Annotated in this window: 14 protein-coding genes; 4 read left to right on the top strand and 10 right to left on the bottom strand. The window is 40.6% G+C overall.

The genetic code is table 11. From position 1 onward, the window contains the following. Positions 1 to 5: 5 nt before the first annotated feature. From rseP to rpsB, 8 genes are all read right to left on the bottom strand, one after another. Positions 6 to 1,373 (bottom strand): RIP metalloprotease RseP, encoded by a 1,368-nt coding sequence (gene rseP / locus B5D46_RS07790; protein WP_078928978.1) that lies wholly within the window; start codon positions 1,371 to 1,373, stop codon positions 6 to 8. After that, positions 1,366 to 2,565 (bottom strand): 1-deoxy-D-xylulose-5-phosphate reductoisomerase, encoded by a 1,200-nt coding sequence (gene ispC / locus B5D46_RS07795; RefSeq protein WP_078928979.1) that lies wholly within the window; start codon positions 2,563 to 2,565, stop codon positions 1,366 to 1,368. Before ispC ends, rseP begins: the two co-directional genes overlap by 8 nt. A gap of 1 nt (position 2,566) precedes the next feature. Further along, positions 2,567 to 3,430, bottom strand: a complete 864-nt coding sequence (locus B5D46_RS07800) for a phosphatidate cytidylyltransferase (RefSeq protein WP_078928980.1) — start codon at positions 3,428 to 3,430, stop codon at positions 2,567 to 2,569. Continuing rightward, the gene (uppS, locus tag B5D46_RS07805) at positions 3,430 to 4,182 is read right to left on the bottom strand and encodes a polyprenyl diphosphate synthase (RefSeq protein WP_078928981.1); all 753 of its coding nucleotides are present in this window, start codon (positions 4,180 to 4,182) and stop codon (positions 3,430 to 3,432) included. The genes B5D46_RS07800 and uppS overlap by 1 nt, the downstream gene beginning before the upstream one ends. Before the next feature lie 9 nt (positions 4,183 to 4,191). After that, complete coding sequence (gene frr, locus B5D46_RS07810; protein WP_078928982.1) at positions 4,192 to 4,749, bottom strand: ribosome recycling factor; 558 nt, start codon at positions 4,747 to 4,749, stop codon at positions 4,192 to 4,194. A 13-nt stretch (positions 4,750 to 4,762) separates the two neighbouring features. After that, a complete protein-coding gene (pyrH, locus tag B5D46_RS07815; RefSeq protein WP_078928983.1) occupies positions 4,763 to 5,488 on the bottom strand; it encodes a UMP kinase in 726 nt (241 codons plus the stop codon). Between the two features lie 20 nt (positions 5,489 to 5,508). Then, positions 5,509 to 6,396, bottom strand: a complete 888-nt coding sequence (tsf, locus tag B5D46_RS07820; RefSeq protein ID WP_078928984.1) for a translation elongation factor Ts — start codon at positions 6,394 to 6,396, stop codon at positions 5,509 to 5,511. Between the two features lie 118 nt (positions 6,397 to 6,514). Next, positions 6,515 to 7,261 carry a 30S ribosomal protein S2 gene (gene rpsB / locus B5D46_RS07825; protein WP_031491356.1) on the bottom strand — a complete coding sequence of 249 codons (747 nt, stop codon included), beginning with the start codon at positions 7,259 to 7,261 and terminating at the stop codon, positions 6,515 to 6,517. Between the two features lie 319 nt (positions 7,262 to 7,580). On the opposite strand from rpsB, the gene B5D46_RS07830 reads away from it, so the two are divergent. From B5D46_RS07830 to glnD, 3 genes are all read left to right on the top strand, one after another. Further along, positions 7,581 to 8,372 carry an MBL fold metallo-hydrolase gene (locus B5D46_RS07830; RefSeq protein WP_078928985.1) on the top strand — a complete coding sequence of 264 codons (792 nt, stop codon included), beginning with the start codon at positions 7,581 to 7,583 and terminating at the stop codon, positions 8,370 to 8,372. Between the two features lie 202 nt (positions 8,373 to 8,574). Beyond that, positions 8,575 to 9,360 carry a type I methionyl aminopeptidase gene (gene map, locus B5D46_RS07835; RefSeq protein ID WP_078928986.1) on the top strand — a complete coding sequence of 262 codons (786 nt, stop codon included), beginning with the start codon at positions 8,575 to 8,577 and terminating at the stop codon, positions 9,358 to 9,360. Positions 9,361 to 9,373: 13 nt separating this feature from the next. Further along, on the top strand, positions 9,374 to 12,034 hold the full coding sequence (gene glnD / locus B5D46_RS07840) for a [protein-PII] uridylyltransferase (protein WP_078928987.1): 2,661 nt from the start codon (positions 9,374 to 9,376) through the stop codon (positions 12,032 to 12,034). Positions 12,035 to 12,036: 2 nt separating this feature from the next. On the opposite strand, the gene B5D46_RS07845 is transcribed toward glnD, so the two are convergent. Together B5D46_RS07845 and B5D46_RS07850 are read right to left on the bottom strand one after the other, a co-directional pair. Further along, complete coding sequence (locus B5D46_RS07845; protein WP_078928988.1) at positions 12,037 to 14,001, bottom strand: hypothetical protein; 1,965 nt, start codon at positions 13,999 to 14,001, stop codon at positions 12,037 to 12,039. Between the two features lie 236 nt (positions 14,002 to 14,237). After that, entirely contained in the window at positions 14,238 to 15,623 is a 1,386-nt protein-coding gene (locus tag B5D46_RS07850) for an ATP-binding protein (protein WP_078928989.1), read from the bottom strand. 254 nt (positions 15,624 to 15,877) lie between these two features. Between B5D46_RS07850 and B5D46_RS07855 the strand changes: the two genes are divergently transcribed. Continuing rightward, a partial coding sequence (locus tag B5D46_RS07855; protein WP_200805034.1) for a hypothetical protein occupies positions 15,878 to 16,091 on the top strand: 214 nt, incomplete at its 3' end.

A 16,091-nucleotide genomic window follows, 5' to 3' on the forward strand; every position in this document is an offset into this window, starting at 1 on the left:
AAAATTTATAAACCTTTTATGTCATTAAAGACTGCAAATACTGTCAGGGTCAGTAGGACCGCTGCGCCTATAGAAGTCAGAAAGGCCTGTGTTTTTGCACTAGGCTCTTTGTGCATAATTGCCTCATAGGCTAAAAATAACAGCTGACCACCATCCAAAACCGGTATCGGAATTAAATTGAGGATACCTAAGTTTACACTAATAGCAGCCAAAAAACTTATAAAGATAATCAGGCCAAACTGAGCGCTTTCCTGAGCTCCTTTTGCAATTGCAATAGGGCCGGAGATATTGTCAGCTGAGATGCTGCCGTTAATCAGCTTGTAGGCAGATACGACAACCAGCTTTGACATGCTGACAGCATCATTAAGTGCTTTTCCAAATGCCTCTATAGGTCCATATGATACCATGCGGTTTAGACCTTCAAGAGGTTCGACTTTCGCTGCTATGCCAACAAAAGGCTTGGAAATTTTAGCTCTTGAGTTATTTTTTAATTCTGGGATGACGATCGCACTGTATTTTTTACCATCGCGCTCAACTACAAGCTCCATTGGTCTGCAGTTTGATTCCACAATTTTTTCCTGAATACGGAACCATGAATCAATTTCCTGACCGTCAATCAGAACAATTTTATCACCAACTTTAAGGCCGGCTTTATCAGCTGGAGAATTTTTTACAACAGCTCCGAGGGTATTTGTTATATTTCCGTAGCAGATCTTAAGGCCGAGAACATCAAGTGGAGATTCGTTTCTGTTCAGAGTAAAGTCCTTTAGAGATAGAGGCAGAGTTCTTGCTGAACCTTTACCCATATCTGTCTTTACCACAACATCCAGAATCTTGTCAGAACCAGTATACTCAACAAGTGTATATACAAAATCTGACCAGGTCTCAATCTTCTTTCCTTCAACAGACTCAATTCGATCAAAGGTCTTAAAACCGTTTTCCTCGGCAATAGACATTGGAGTTACATCACCGACTACAGCATAGCGTTCGGAAATTCCTGACATGTTTACAATAGTAAACAGAATTACAGCCAGTGCTATGTTGAAAAAAGGACCTGCAAAGATAATAATTGCTCTCTGCCAGACAGGCTTTGCCTTAAATGAATCTGGAGACAGACTTGCCTTAGCCTCAGCGTCTACAGGAGCATTCTCTCCTTCCATCTTGACATATCCGCCCAGAGGAATAGAACTTACAGCATACTCACAGCCGTCTTTACCGGTTCTTTTGTAGATAATCGGACCAAAACCCAGAGAGAAACGCAGAACCTTTACCTTACAGGCACGTGCTGCTAAAAAATGTCCCAACTCATGGATGGTAACCAGAATTCCCAAAGCAAGCAGGAAATAGAAGATACCACCTAAAAAGTTAACCATTAGCAAGCTCCTTTACAGCTTCTCTTGCAATATCTCTTGACTGGGAGTCGGCAGATAAAACCTCATCTACACTGTGAAGCTCTGGAGAACCAAAGGTATTTAAAACCTTCTCAACAACTACCGCGATATCGGTATATCTGATTTTCTCCTTTAAGAATGCATCAACAGCAATCTCGTTGGCGGCATTAAGTGCAGTGGTTGCGCCCTGTCCGCTCACACTTGCCTGCATTGCAAGCTTCAGACAAGGATATCTTTCATAGTCAGGGGCTCTGAATGTAAGCTCACCTAACTTCTCAAAATCAAGAGGTGCTACACCAGATTCGATTCTCTCAGGGAAGCCCATTGCTACAGCAATCGGGGTTCTCATATCCGGCAGGCCCATCTGAGCCATAACAGCGCCATCAGTGTATGCAACCATTGAATGAATTACAGACTGAGGATGAATAACAACCTTGATATCATCATCAGTTGCATTAAACAGGTAACGGGCCTCAATAAACTCAAGACCTTTATTCATCATTGTTGCTGAATCAACAGAAATCTTAGGGCCCATTGACCATACAGGGTGAGCAACTGCCTGCTTAGGAGTTACGGCAGGTAACTCAGCTAAAGGAGTATCTCTGAAAGGTCCGCCAGATCCGGTCAGAAGAATCTTTGATACATTTGCCTTTTTAAGATCACAGAATCCAAGATTGGTCTGAAGCTCATAAGGAAGACACTGGAAAATAGCACTGTGCTCACTGTCTACAGGAAGAATCTTAGCGCCGTATTTCTTGGCTTCGTTAAAGAAAATCTTTCCTGACATTACAAGTGATTCTTTGTTTGCAAGAGCAACAATACAGCCTGTTTTTACAGCAGATAGAATTGGCTTTAATCCTGCAGCACCAACAATAGCGGCAACAACAATCTCTGAAGCGCCGTCACCAGATAGTTCCTCACAGCCAGCAGGACCTTCAAGAACATCAACATACAGATTCTGTTTTTTCAGTTCCTCATGTAATTTTCTACATGCAATAGGATCTGCTAAAGCAACACGCTGAGGCTTGAATTCCTTAATGATTTCAATGGTCTTATCAACAGATGAATTGGCGACAATACCATGAAGTTTATATTCATTTCTGTGTCTTCTGATAATGTCCAGGGTTGATGTACCAATTGAACCGGTTGCACCTAAAAGAGTAACACTTTTCATATTAACGTAACTCTCCGCTTACCAACCAGATAAAGGTTAAAAATACAGGGATTGCTGCAAGCTGTGAATCGATACGATCTAGCATACCGCCGTGACCTGGGAAGATTTTTCCTGAATCCTTGATTCCAACAATTCTCTTGAGCATGCTTTCAACAAGGTCTCCAATTACAGAGAAAATAATTGCAGCGATACATGCGCAGGTTAGAGCAAACTTGTTATCGGCATACTGACCGAACCAGCCTAACTGCATGAATATGTACATACCAATCAGTGCAGTTACAAGACCACCGATTAAACCTTCAACAGTCTTCTTTGGGCTTACATTTGGAAGCATCTTGTGCTTACCTAGGAAATAGCCTGTGAAATATGCACCAGAATCAGCACACCATACAAGAGCCATAACACTTAGAACAAGGAATGAACCAGACAGGTTATTTGTGGCATACTCGCTTGCTCTCAGAATCAGAAGTCCCATAAGGAAAGGAACCAGTAAAAGAATACCGATAATGGTATTCAGAACAATACTGTTATGCCATGCAGTATTGTGTGGATATTTTATCAATAAAGGTAAACAGCCAATCCAGACTATCATACCAGTCACAGTAATATACTGTGCGACTGATGGAATGCCTGTATTGATAAAATTACCTGGATTTCCAACAGCAATAAAGGAAAGAACTGCACAGATGCAGGAGATCAGAATAAAAGGGATTCTGCTCTTGTATCCTAATAGAGGGCCCATCTCATAAGCGCCTACAGCGTACATAAACAGGCATCCCATGGCATATATCGCATAATCAGCTTTAAATAACCATGCCAGAACTGCCACTATAAGAACAACAGCTGTACAGATTCTTGTTAACATTATTGATTATCCTTTTTTTGTACCTGAGCAGAAGTCATACCAAAACGACGTTCTCTGCTGTTGAAAAAAGTAATTGCTTGAATTAAATCTTCTTTACCGAAGTCTGGCCATAGAGTATCTGAAAAATAGAGTTCAGCATATGCAGCCTGCCAAAGAAGGAAATTACTGATTCTCTGTTCACCGCCAGTTCTGATCATCAGATCAACATCTGAAACAATATTCAGATTCTCAGTAAATTTAGATTCATCTAGTGATTCAATGTCAAAAGGCTCTTTACTGTATGAATTCAGAAGATTTCTGCATGCCTGCAGGACATCCCATCTGCCGCCATAATTCGCAGCGATGTTAAGTTTCATGACATCACATTCAGCAGTTAATTGTTCAAGCTTCTTAATCTGGTTTTGAAGAATTTTAGGGAAACGGGATATATCACCAGCAACTCTGGTACGGATTCCGTTTTCTAAAAGATTTTTGCTTTCTTTACGGATAGCCTGGACAAACAATGTCATAAGGGCATTGACTTCCATTGTTGGGCGTTTCCAGTTCTCACTAGAAAATGCAAAAAGAGTTAATTCCTTAACTCCCATTTTTGCACACTCAGTGATTACGCGCCTAACAGCATTAGCCCCCTCTTGATGACCACTTACTCGCTGTTTTCCTCGAGATTGTGCCCATCGACCATTTCCATCCATGATTATGGCTAAATGACGAGGAGCATTTAAGCTCCCCGGGGTATTTTGACTAATCGGCATACAGATGAATTAAATTTCCATTAATTCTTTCTGCTTAGCTGCTAGAAGATCATCTGCCTTCTTGATTGAAGCGTCAGTCTGCTTCTGAATCTTCTCTTCAGCTGAACGCTGATCGTCTTCTGAAATCTCTTTGTTCTTCTGAAGGTCTTTAACTTCAGCGTTAGCATCACGACGGATGTTACGGATTTCAACCTTTGTCTGCTCTACTTCGTTCTTAACAATCTTAACAAGCTCTTTACGACGCTCTTCAGTTAATGGAGGTAGAGGTACACGAATTTCAACACCTGCAACAACAGGGTTTAAACCTAATTCTGACTGCTGAATTGCCTTTTCTACAGCCTTGATTGCGTTTCTATCAAAAACGCTTAGCTTCAAGGTACGAGCATCTTCAACATTGATCTGAGCTACCTGACGTAATGGGGTCTGGCTGCCATAGTAATCAACCATAATTCCGTCAAGTAATGCAGGCTGAGCACGTCCAGTACGAATCTTTGAAAGACGTACATCTAAAGACTCAATAGCCTTATTCATACGAGATTCTGCGTTTTTATGAACGTCATTTAACATTTATATAAACTCCTTAATCGCTAACCACAGTTCCTTCGGCATCACCAATTGCTGCCTTGTCAAATGCACCAGGTTTACTCATAGAGAATACTCTAATTGGCATATGATGTTCACGTGCTAATGCAAAAGCAGTGAGATCCATCACTTCTAATTGCTTAGAAATTACTTCATCAAATGTCAATGCATCAAATTTGGTAGCATTTTTGTCTTTTACAGGATCTGCCGTGTAGATACCATCAACTTTGGTAGCTTTTAAAACTTCAGAGCATTGAAGTTCAATTGCACGTAAAACAGCAGCTGTATCAGTTGTGAAGAAAGGAGAACCGGTACCGCCGGCAACAATCAGGCTATAGCCCTGATTTAACAGGTCTCGTCCCTCTGTAGCGCTGTACTGAGCGGTAATAGATGGAATACCGTATGCACTCATAAGTACACACTTACCACCCTGTGCCTTTAATTCCTCTCTCATAGCCAGTCCGTTCATGATAGTTGCAAGCATACCCATCTGGTCACCTGAAACTCTATCAAAACCAGCTTTCTGTAATGCAGCGCCACGGAAGATATTTCCGCCGCCAATTACTAATACGGTCTGAACCCCTTTTTTCTGAACGTCTCTGATTGCTTTTGCAGTCTGAGACAGAACTTTAGGATCAATACCAAAACCTGTATCTCCACTTAAGGCTTCGCCTGAAATCTTAAGTAGAATTCTACGTACGTTACTTTTCTGCTCCGAAGACATTATATGTTTACTCCGCCAAATTACTTCTGTGCGGCTGCAACCTGAGCCTGAACCTCAGCTGCAAAATCAACAACCTGCTTCTCGATACCCTCGCCAACCTCTAGACGAACGAATGAAACAGCGTCAGCGCCCTTGTCTTTCAGCATCTGACCAACAGTAACTTCTGGGTTCATAACGAACTGCTGACCGGTTAGAGAAACTTCACCGGTGAACTTCTTCATACGGCCTTCAACCATCTTCTCAGCGATGTTCTGTGGCTTGCCTGAGTTCATAGCGATCTCGATCTGAACCTGACGCTCATGCTCAACAACATCTGCTGATACATCCTCTGGCTTAACGAACTGAGGCTTAGCAGCACATACGTGCATTGCAACGTGCTTAGCAGTCTCAACATCGCCACCCTTAAGAACAACAGCAACACCGATGCGCTTGTTTGAGTGAACGTATAGACCAACAGTCTCATCAGCATTTGCGTTAACTAATGAAACACGACGAACCTGTAGGTTCTCACCGATCTTAGCAACTAAAGCGGTTAAACCTTCAGCAACAGTCTGACCATCTAACTGAGCGTTCTTTAGAGCCTCAACGTCAGAGATGTTGTTTGCTAAAGCAACGTCAGCAACCTTCTGAGCGAACTCAACAAACTCTGCATTCTTTGCGCAGAAGTCGGTCTCTGAGTTAACTTCAACTAAAGCAATCTTGTTGCCGTTCTGAGCAACAGTGATGATACCTTCAGCAGCAGTACGACCAGCCTTCTTAGCAGCCTTAGCAGCACCGCTCTTACGCATTGCGTCAATAGCAGCCTGCATGTTGCCGTCAGCAGCAACTAAAGCCTTCTTACAGTCCATCATACCTGCGCCAGTAGCGTCACGTAGTTCTTTAACCATAGCAGCGGTTACGGTAGCCATGTTTTATTCCTCTTAAATCTGTAAAAGGCCGGATGAAACCGGCCTTATAAAAGTTCATATAAACTATGGCGAGTTACCCGCCATAGCATCAAGATCTATATTAAAGATCCAATCAAACTTATTCAGCCTTTGCAGCTTCTTCGCTTGCAGCTTCAGCTACTTCAGCCTTTTCCTGATGTACAACCTGTGCACGAGCTGCGTTGATGGTCTCAACTGCGCCCTTTAGGTATAAATCAACAGCGCGGATTGCGTCGTCGTTACCAGGAATTACGTAATTTACGCCGTCTGGGTTTGAGTTAGTATCAACGATAGCAACAACAGGGATACCTAGGTTGTTAGCCTCTTTGATAGCGATGTGCTCTACTTCAGCATCGATTACGAATAATGCGTCTGGTAGACCACCCATATCCTTGATACCGCCTAATGAACGGTTTAACTTCTCAAGCTCACGGGTACGTAGTAATGCTTCTTTCTTAGTTAACTTGTCGAAAGTGCCATCCTGAGTCTGAGCCTCTAATTCCTTTAGACGCTTGATTGACTGACGAACGGTCTTCCAGTTGGTTAACATACCGCCTAACCAACGGTGATCAACATAGTACTGACCACATGCGGTAGCTGCAGGACCTACTTTATCGCTTGCTGCGCGCTTGGTACCAACGAATAGAACCTTACCCTTGTGAGCAACAGTGCTGCTTAGGAAGTTCAATGCTGACTCGTAGCACTCAACAGTCTTCTCTAGGTTGATGATGTGAATACCGTTGCGAGCACCAAAGATGTACTGCTTCATTTTTGGATTCCAGTAACGAGTTTGGTGACCAAAGTGAACGCCAGCCTGTAGCATATCGCGCATAGTGATGGTAGACATATTAAATATCCTCTAAAATTAGGGTTAAGCCTCCACTGTTCCGCCTGACTAACCATAGTAATGGCACCCAGTCATGGACGTTGACAAACAGTGTGCGTTTTCTAAAAAAAAATAAAAAATCATACTCACAGAGTATTAATTTACCTTTTATGTACCCACACAAAAGGCACGTTATTTTATCATGTTTTTAAAAATATTTTGAAAAAATTTTATCCTTAGAAAACAACCGTTAAAAAAGCTTATTTACGAGAAATTCTTTTTTTTGAGTTTGTGCAATAATAATCAAGTCAAAATTAAACAGCCAATCAAAGGTGAACACATGGAAATAACCTTATTAGGAACCGGAAACGCATTTACAACTGAGGTTTACAATACCTGTTTTGTGATGAAGGATTCAAACGGAAACTTTCTGGTTGATGCCGGCGGCGGAAACACCATCATGCGTCAGCTGAAAAAATCAGGTACAGACTGGAAAGAGGTTAACGATATATTTGTAACCCATACTCATATTGACCACATTATCGGAATGGTATGGCTTACCCGTCTTATCTGTCAGAAATCAAGACAGAAGGAATTCGACGGAGTAGTTCGTGTATACGGTCATGATGAGGTTATTAAAACCATCTACGATCTGGCAAAGATGCTGCTTTTGGAAAAAGACTTCAAATTTGTGGGAAAGTCTCTGCTGCTGATTCCAGTTACTGACAGAGAAACTGTAAAAATCTGCAGCCATGATGTAACCTTCTTTGATATTCATTCCACCAAGACCAAACAGTTTGGATTCACTCTTGACGGTAAAAAACTTGTATGCTGCGGTGATGAGCCATGCAATGACTCAATCAAGGATCTTGCACGCGATGCAGAATGGCTGATGCATGAGGCATTCTGTCTGTACTCTCAGGCTGATATATTCAAACCATATGAAAAGCATCACTCAACAGTAAAAGATGCATGTGAGCTTGCTACCGAACTTAATGTAAAGAACATCATTCTCTACCATACAGAAGAAAAGAATATCAAAAACAGAAAAGAGCTGTATCTTGAGGAAGGAAGACATTATTTCAACGGAAATATCTTTGTACCAGAGGATCTGGAAACAATTTCTATCTAGATTCTATATAGAAAGAACTATTTCAAAACAGCCTTCAGCTCTGTCCACAGCTGAAGGCTGTTTTTTATTTTCGAATTAAAAAACAGCCGGTCGTAAAGTCTGGGAATATAGTCCTGCAAAATTTGTTCAATATCAGCCTAATATCATGCAACAGAGGCGAAATAATAATATAATGGGTCGAATATTAATAAAGGAATAAACAATGGATATCTCTTTAAAAAGCCCAAGTGAAATTGAAAAAATGCGTGCTGCAGGTGCAGCAACCGCCCGTGTTCTTGAAATGATCGAGCCATACATCGTTCCAGGTGTTACCACCAACGAACTTGATAAGATCATGAATGACTATATCGAGCAGGTTGAAAACGCTAAGAGTGCTGATTTAGGATATCAGGGATACCCTAAGGCAACCTGTATCAGTATTAACGAGGTTGTTTGTCACGGTATTCCAGATAATCATAAGTTAAGAGAAGGCGATATCGTTAATATCGACGTTACCGTTCTAAAAGACAAATACCACGGTGACAGCTCAAGAATGTACATCGTAGGCAGAACCTCTCCTCGCAATGAAGCTTTATGCAGATGTGCCCAGGAAGGTATGTACGAGGCAATCAAGACTGTTCGTCCTGGTTCAAATCTTGCTGACATCGGTGCTGCAATCCAGAGAGTAGCTGACAAGGCTGGATTCTCAATCGTTAGAGATTACTGCGGACACGGTATTGGTGCTGGCTTCCACGAAGAACCTCAGGTTGTTCATTACAAGAACAATTACAATCTGATCCTTGAGGAAGGCATGTGTTTCACCATTGAGCCTATGATCAATGCCGGAACCTACAAGGTAAAGGTAAACAGAAAAGACGGCTGGACCGTTACCACTGCAGACAAGCAGCCATCAGCACAGTATGAGCACACTCTGCTGGTAATTCCTAATGGTGTTGAGGTTCTAACCCTAAGAAAAGATGAGGATTTCCCTCGTATTATTACACACTAGTAAGTAGCGGTTAATGTTTGAATCAATAACTATTCCAAGACAAATCAATCAGGAGAATCTCAAAAAGGTTTTCCCGTTTTCCTTCTCTGGTCTCGATGTTAAAGACATAAAGAAAGCCAGAGAAAGAATTTCTCTTTTTGAACTTTATCAGATTGAATGTTTCAAAAAGGGATTCAGTGTCAGAGAAATCATCAGAAACTCATCCGATATCATCGATGAACTGATGACCATAATCTGGAATAGCCTTATTGGTAAAGACTCCCCTCACCTTGCACTTATTGCTGTTGGCGGATATGGAAGACGCGAACAGTTTCTAAGATCGGATATCGATCTTCTGATCCTCTGCAATGAGGATCAGATAGATTCTGAATCAAAAGAAAAAATAGAATCCTTCGTGTCATTCCTCTGGGATTTAAGACTTGATATTGGTTCATCTGTCAGAACAATCAAGGAAACAATTCTTGCATCCGTACACGATATCACCATTCGTTCAAACCTTCTGGAAACTCACTTTATTACAGGCTCTACCGAGGTTTATGAAGATCTGAAAAAATCCATTGATACCAATGGATTCTGGGATAACGAAAAGTTTTTCCTGGCTAAGTATGACGAGCAGAATGAGAGATACCATAGTTTCAGAGATACAATCTTCTCATTGGAACCTGATATAAAGAATAATCCTGGCGGTCTCAGAGATCTTCAGGTTATGCAGTGGTTATCTCTTAAGATTCTAAATGCTAAAGAGAATGATACCCTATTCTCAGTTGGTCTGCTTTCACAATCAGAGTACGAAGAATACCTTGCCTGCCAGAGTTTTCTTTTTGATGTCAGATATGCAGTTCACTGCAATTCATCAAGCAATATCTTAAGACTGGACTTCCAGAAAACCGTTTCTTCAATGCTTGGATACGGTGAAGAAGGAAACGCTCCGGTTGAAGCTATGATGCGAGATCTGTACAGAACCTTCCACCGAGTAAAAGAGCTTAATCATATTGTTCTGCAGCTAATTCAGCTTCAGACTCACGGATATGTCGGCAGAGACTATGCGGAGCCTGTATTCATCAATAGAGATTTCGTTCAGCGTGGCCACTACATTGACGTTCTTGATCAGGAACTCTTCAAGAGTAATCCTGCAAAGATCATGGAACTGTTCATTACTATCGCCACAAGACCTAATATCGAAAAGATTCATGTTCACTGCCTAAGAGCGCTTCGTGAAGGCAGACGTGAGCTTAAAGAGCCTCTAATCACCATACCAGAGTGCCGTAATCTTTTCAGAACCATTCTCTCTATGACAGAGGTCGCTCCAAAGATTCTTAACCTGATGCATGAAACCCGAGTGCTCTCAAGCTATATGCCTCAGTGGGCGAGAATCGAGGGACTGGCTCAGTTTGACAGATTCCATCTGTTCAGTGTGGACGAACATTCAATTCGTGTTATCAAAAACGTTCAGGAGCTCGCTCATTCCAAATTACCAGAGTATCAGCTCTTCAGAAGTGTTTACAAGAGAATCAATGATCACGAGCTTCTGATTACAGCTTCACTGCTCCACGATATTGCAAAAGGTCGGGGCGGCAATCATGCCGCAAAGGGAGCAAAGGAAGCCGAACAGTTCTGCCGACTTCATGACTTCTCCGAATACCAGACTCAGATGGTAAGCTGGCTGGTAGAATCACATCTTCAGCTGAATACAACTGCAACCAGACGTGATATCACCGATATTGAGGTAATCAAGAATTTCTGCTATTTCGTAAAGGACGAAGAGCACTTGAATCAGCTCTACTGTCTGACCATCGCAGATATATCTGCAACCAATGAGAATGTGTGGAATTCCTGGAAGGATAATATTTTCAGACAGTTATATCAGTCAGTACGATTTGCCTTAAGTCAGGAAACAGCAGATATTGCCGCAAGCATAAAAACAAAAGCTCTGGACAAACAGAAAACTGTTATGTCTCTGCTTTCAACAGAATGCAACAAGGCGGATCTCCTAAGATACATCCGACAGCTTCCTATCGAATACTTCATGCACTATCAGCCTGAAGACATTTCCTGGCATTTAAAGAATATCCTGAGATATGACTCTGCAGATAAGCCTTTATTACTGTTCTCTCAGACACCTAATATCGGTACAGAGCTGTTTATTTACTCTCAGAATAATTCACCAATGCTGTTTGGTAATATAGCCAAAACCATGGCCGCAAAAGAACTTAATGTGGTAAGTGCTCAGGTTTTCCTGACCAACAAACTACACGTTCTGTGTACAATCATGTTCCAAAACAAGAAAGGACTGCCGATTGATACCGAAAGACTTAACGGTCTTAGAAAAACTATCTTGGGAAAAATTGAAGATACATCAACTTCATTTGTATTACCTAAAGAAAGGAATGAAAGAAAGATCTTCGATGTGCCAACCAGAATCGTATATCTGGATTCTGAAACCGACAAACAGACCAAGCTGGAAATTTCTACTCTGGACAGACATGGTCTTCTTGCCAGAATCGGTCTGACATTTGCAAAACTAGGATATCAGATTAGTGCAGCCAGAATTACAACCACCGGTGAAAGAGCAGATGACTACTTCGCAATCACCGATATCAACGGACTGCCTCTGTCCCTGCTTCAGAAAAACGAACTGTCTTTAGAACTTAAAGCAGCCTTAGATCAGATCTAAAGCTACTCTGGAATGATGATATCATCATCTATGATATCTTCATCCGGCTGAGGAATGATTTCATCTGGGGTCTTATTACGATCCTGCTCTAAGGTAAAGTGCTTACCTGCAGAATCAGTTCCTTCAAATTCCTCATCGGATGATAACTCCGGGAACTCCTCCCTATCATAAGGGAAGTTAAGAATTGCATTGGTCTGAACTACACATGCAAGAGCCTCCGCAAATTCAGCACGCCACAGAGGAATAACATTTCGATGCACAAGATCCTTCAGATACTCTTCAAGATTATGATAATAATCAAGCCAGAGTTCATTTAATGCGTTCAGCTGACTTCCATCCTTGTCTGACGCATTAGTAATAGAATCCAGTCTATTATTGAATTCCTTTGAATATGTGCTGTAAGCCTTATGCTGCTCATATCCGCAGATATCTGCATCTCGGCTGGAAATACATTCTCTTAGAAGGAAATAATCACCAAATCCGTAGATCTTGAACAAAGACATCATAGTCAGAGCAAGATTTGCCTGTGGATGCTCTCCCACAGCATCATCAATTCCGTCTGTATAGAACTGGGATGCAGCCCAGTTGGATGCAAACTTGTTCCATGAATCAACAACATTCTGATACAGTTTGCTGTTCAGAGGAGATGTTCTCATATAGTCATTAAAGCCCTTTATGCATTCCTCTGATGCAAAGAAGAACTGGTCTCCACCGCTGCCCTCAAAGAAAGAGCACTGAGTTTCAAGAGGCTCTGTAGTGATAGGTCGACCATTAGTTCCCTGTCTGAACATGTTTTCAGGAAGGATCTTAAGTCCTGTAGGCTTTCCTGCAAGATTCCACACTCTTAGCATCATTTCTCTGTAGACAACAGGTCTTATTGCCTGAGCCTGATGAATTGATGGCAGAGATGATGCGAGCTGACGGTAAAAATCCGACCAGGTCTTTAGAGCTTTCTCAACAGCATTTACTGCAGATACAGAACCTTTAACTCTTCTGTAGAGTACAGAGGAATACTTTAGAAGCTCCATTTCATATCGATTATCGATATCGTAAATCAGAGTGGTAGGATCATCTGCATACTTCTTCACTGAGTAGTAGCTGCTAGGAAATTCTCTGATATGATTCTTTCCAACCAGAGAATAGAGAATCAGATACCATTCCTTGTCACTTGCAGTAACTGGAAGATCAAGTGCTGAATATGGGCAGAGAGCAACGGCCTCATTCCAGTTTTTAATATACTGCTGGAAAATTGAATTCTTGTCTTTGAAGAGTTTATAAATATAAGATAAAGGACCAACACCTTCCTTTTTATAGAATCGATCCAGTGCCAGCTTACATGCCTTGGTAGGATTAAATTTAAAATAACCAGGCATAACCGCTGTAGTACAGAGCTCATCAATATCATCAATATGAACATCTCTATACTGATCTCTTGGCCATAGCAGAGAAGAGAGTAATGGATAATTACATTTAAAACCGTTTCCAATACATAGTGCAGTACATTCAGATGCCACGTTTCGTATGGTCATGTCAGCACCATGCATATTAACTTCAATTGAAGATGGGATCTTAAGATAATCCGCATCATCCTTGTCGAAGGATAAAACCATTCTGGATGAATCAGGAATGGACAGCATCAGATTCTCATCAATCTGAATATCCATGCTGTTGCCAGATACTTCAGCATAAGCTTCAACCTCAGATTCATCAGTTTTAATCATTACTTTTATTACTGAATCTGAATCAAGCTTTTCAGGAAGTAATAATGTAAATCGGTAGGAATTGCTTGCGTCCTTAGTACAAAGAACTGCCTGAAGCTGAGTGTTTCCCGCAGTATTAACAAATGCGCTTATCTCTGTCTCATTATTTGGATAGGTTAACTCGCCTGATTCCCAGATATTTGCAGCCTGTGCAACCTGAACAGTACCAGTCAGAAACAGAAATGATAAGTAAGAAAGAACCCTCATTTTTATATATATTTGCTATAGTTTTCAATATTTAGCAGAGATTATATTACTATTGAAAACGTTTATGTACCTTATTCCAAAAAAAATCCTTTTTTGGTGATAACAAACAACGCTGCGGCTATGTTTAATATAAGAAAAAACTGATTTTTCAATATGATGCACTGTCGTATAAGAGAATATACGTTTTTTTTCTTGGTCAAAATTCTGTCCTATCATCCTCTTTTGCGACAGTATTCTCAAATTAACATTACATCATCACGATCTTTTGCAACAGCTTTAAGCTCATCAGTAAAACCATTGATGCTAAAAATAATGTAAATGTTCTTTCTTGACTCCTTATGCCAGTCTATAAATGTTGTTTTATGCTCTAGCTGAAAAAGTATATTTGCCCCAACTGGCCCATTCCAGAATTTACATTCTCCAGCTACCAGAAGATTATCTGACTCAGAAAGACCAACAACATCTATTTCATGAGAGTTGTCCCACCAGCGTCCAATTCTCTCCAGAATACCAGGAAGTTTTCCGTTCGCAGATAGATTCCAAAGCTTTTCCTGACATATCTGCTCAAAAACATAACTTACGTGCCCGTCTATAAAGTTCTTTGAAAGACGGTTCATAACAACATCACTATGCGACATCTCAACATAACTGCGATTAGGATATATAAACCTAAACCAGAATCTTAAAAAATTATCCCGTATCTGATACTGTCCCTTCTTGCTCTTATCTGGGTTATTTTCTGTTACAGGGACCTCTCGCTCCAAAAGATCAAGATCAACAAGCACCTTCAGATATCGTGGAAGATTAGTCTGCTTCTGTTGTACCAAAGCGGCTATGCTTGAAACTTTATGATTTCCCTCTGCTATGGTTCTTAAAATTGAAAAATAACTACCGATCTCGCTTACCTCTTTTTGCAGAAGAAAATTCGGTTCATCATAGAGATAGCTTGATACATTCAATAGACTTTCCTGAATTGCTCTGTTCAGATCGGAGGAATTCTGAAACATTTCAATGTATTTTGGGACACCACCAGTCAGACTGTAACGTTTAACAAGTTCTTCCTCTGAATACTGAGAATCAAAGAACTCGTTATAATACTCAAACTTAATAGGACGAAGACGAATCTGTGCTGTTCGTCTTCCGTAAAGGGGAGAGTCATAATTAAGAGTCTGAGACATCATCATTGAAACCAGAGATCCGCACAAAATAACCATTACATTATTTTTTGAAAGCAGATTATCCCAGATACCCTGAAAAACAGATAAAAATGCAGGATTATTTTTTCCTATGTATTGAAACTCATCGATCACAATTACCAGTCTTTTTGAATCCGACGATGCAACCAGGCGTTCAAAAATCAGCTCCCAGCGCTCTATTGCAGCTTCACGAAGAAGATCATCATTTAAATAGTCTGCAGCCTGTCTTTTAAATGACTCTCTATTTAGACTCTCTGACTCTTCACTTGCTAGAAAATACAATGAAGGCTTTTCTTTTATGAAACGACGAATTAGTTCTGTTTTTCCTACTCTTCTTCGTCCATAAACAACAACGAATGAGGCACTATGTCTTCTATATTCATTTTCTAAAGTGGACATTTCATCCAATCTGTCGACAAACTTCATAGAACACCTCTTTAATTTTATATATCTATAAATATTATATTTTGAAATATAATATTTTCAAATATATTTTTACTATTTGTTAAACTAAAGGCCCAGGATTTTACCCCTGAGCCTTGTTTCATATTGCCGTAACTTTGTTAATTTAAACACATAACGGAATTAAATTTTAAGGAAAAGTGCAGAAACATAAGCTTTTCCTTTATTTTTGTATTATAATATAAACATATAATATATGTGTTTATATAGGTGACATTATGGCTGTTGTTGAAATTCCTAAGCTTCCTCCTTTAATGGTTGTTGGTCAGGGCAAGTACAAGTATGTATCCACGTATAAGATTGCCTGGGATAAGGAGCTTAAACAGCCAAGACGTATTGCCGGTCAGAATAAGACCGTAGGTAAGATTATTGGTGGTGGAGTTGAAGGCGTTATTGAATGGACAGATGCCTTTATGGAAGAGCATCCTGAAC

This window comes from Succinivibrio dextrinosolvens DSM 3072 (assembly GCF_900167015.1).
GTDB lineage: Bacteria > Pseudomonadota > Gammaproteobacteria > Enterobacterales > Succinivibrionaceae > Succinivibrio > Succinivibrio dextrinosolvens.

Excerpts from the sequence above, each read along its gene's own strand:
- rseP (WP_078928978.1), bottom strand. The coding sequence starts at position 1,373 with ATGGTTAACTTTTTAGGTGGTATCTTCTATTTCCTGCTTGCTTTGGGA.
- ispC (WP_078928979.1), bottom strand. The coding sequence starts at position 2,565 with ATGAAAAGTGTTACTCTTTTAGGTGCAACCGGTTCAATTGGTACATCA.
- B5D46_RS07800 (WP_078928980.1), bottom strand. The coding sequence starts at position 3,430 with ATGTTAACAAGAATCTGTACAGCTGTTGTTCTTATAGTGGCAGTTCTG.
- uppS (WP_078928981.1), bottom strand. The coding sequence starts at position 4,182 with ATGCCGATTAGTCAAAATACCCCGGGGAGCTTAAATGCTCCTCGTCAT.
- frr (WP_078928982.1), bottom strand. The coding sequence starts at position 4,749 with ATGTTAAATGACGTTCATAAAAACGCAGAATCTCGTATGAATAAGGCT.
- pyrH (WP_078928983.1), bottom strand. The coding sequence starts at position 5,488 with ATGTCTTCGGAGCAGAAAAGTAACGTACGTAGAATTCTACTTAAGATT.
- tsf (WP_078928984.1), bottom strand. The coding sequence starts at position 6,396 with ATGGCTACCGTAACCGCTGCTATGGTTAAAGAACTACGTGACGCTACT.
- rpsB (WP_031491356.1), bottom strand. The coding sequence starts at position 7,261 with ATGTCTACCATCACTATGCGCGATATGCTACAGGCTGGCGTTCACTTT.
- B5D46_RS07830 (WP_078928985.1), top strand. The coding sequence starts at position 7,581 with ATGGAAATAACCTTATTAGGAACCGGAAACGCATTTACAACTGAGGTT.
- map (WP_078928986.1), top strand. The coding sequence starts at position 8,575 with ATGGATATCTCTTTAAAAAGCCCAAGTGAAATTGAAAAAATGCGTGCT.
- glnD (WP_078928987.1), top strand. The coding sequence starts at position 9,374 with ATGTTTGAATCAATAACTATTCCAAGACAAATCAATCAGGAGAATCTC.
- B5D46_RS07845 (WP_078928988.1), bottom strand. The coding sequence starts at position 14,001 with ATGAGGGTTCTTTCTTACTTATCATTTCTGTTTCTGACTGGTACTGTT.
- B5D46_RS07850 (WP_078928989.1), bottom strand. The coding sequence starts at position 15,623 with ATGAAGTTTGTCGACAGATTGGATGAAATGTCCACTTTAGAAAATGAA.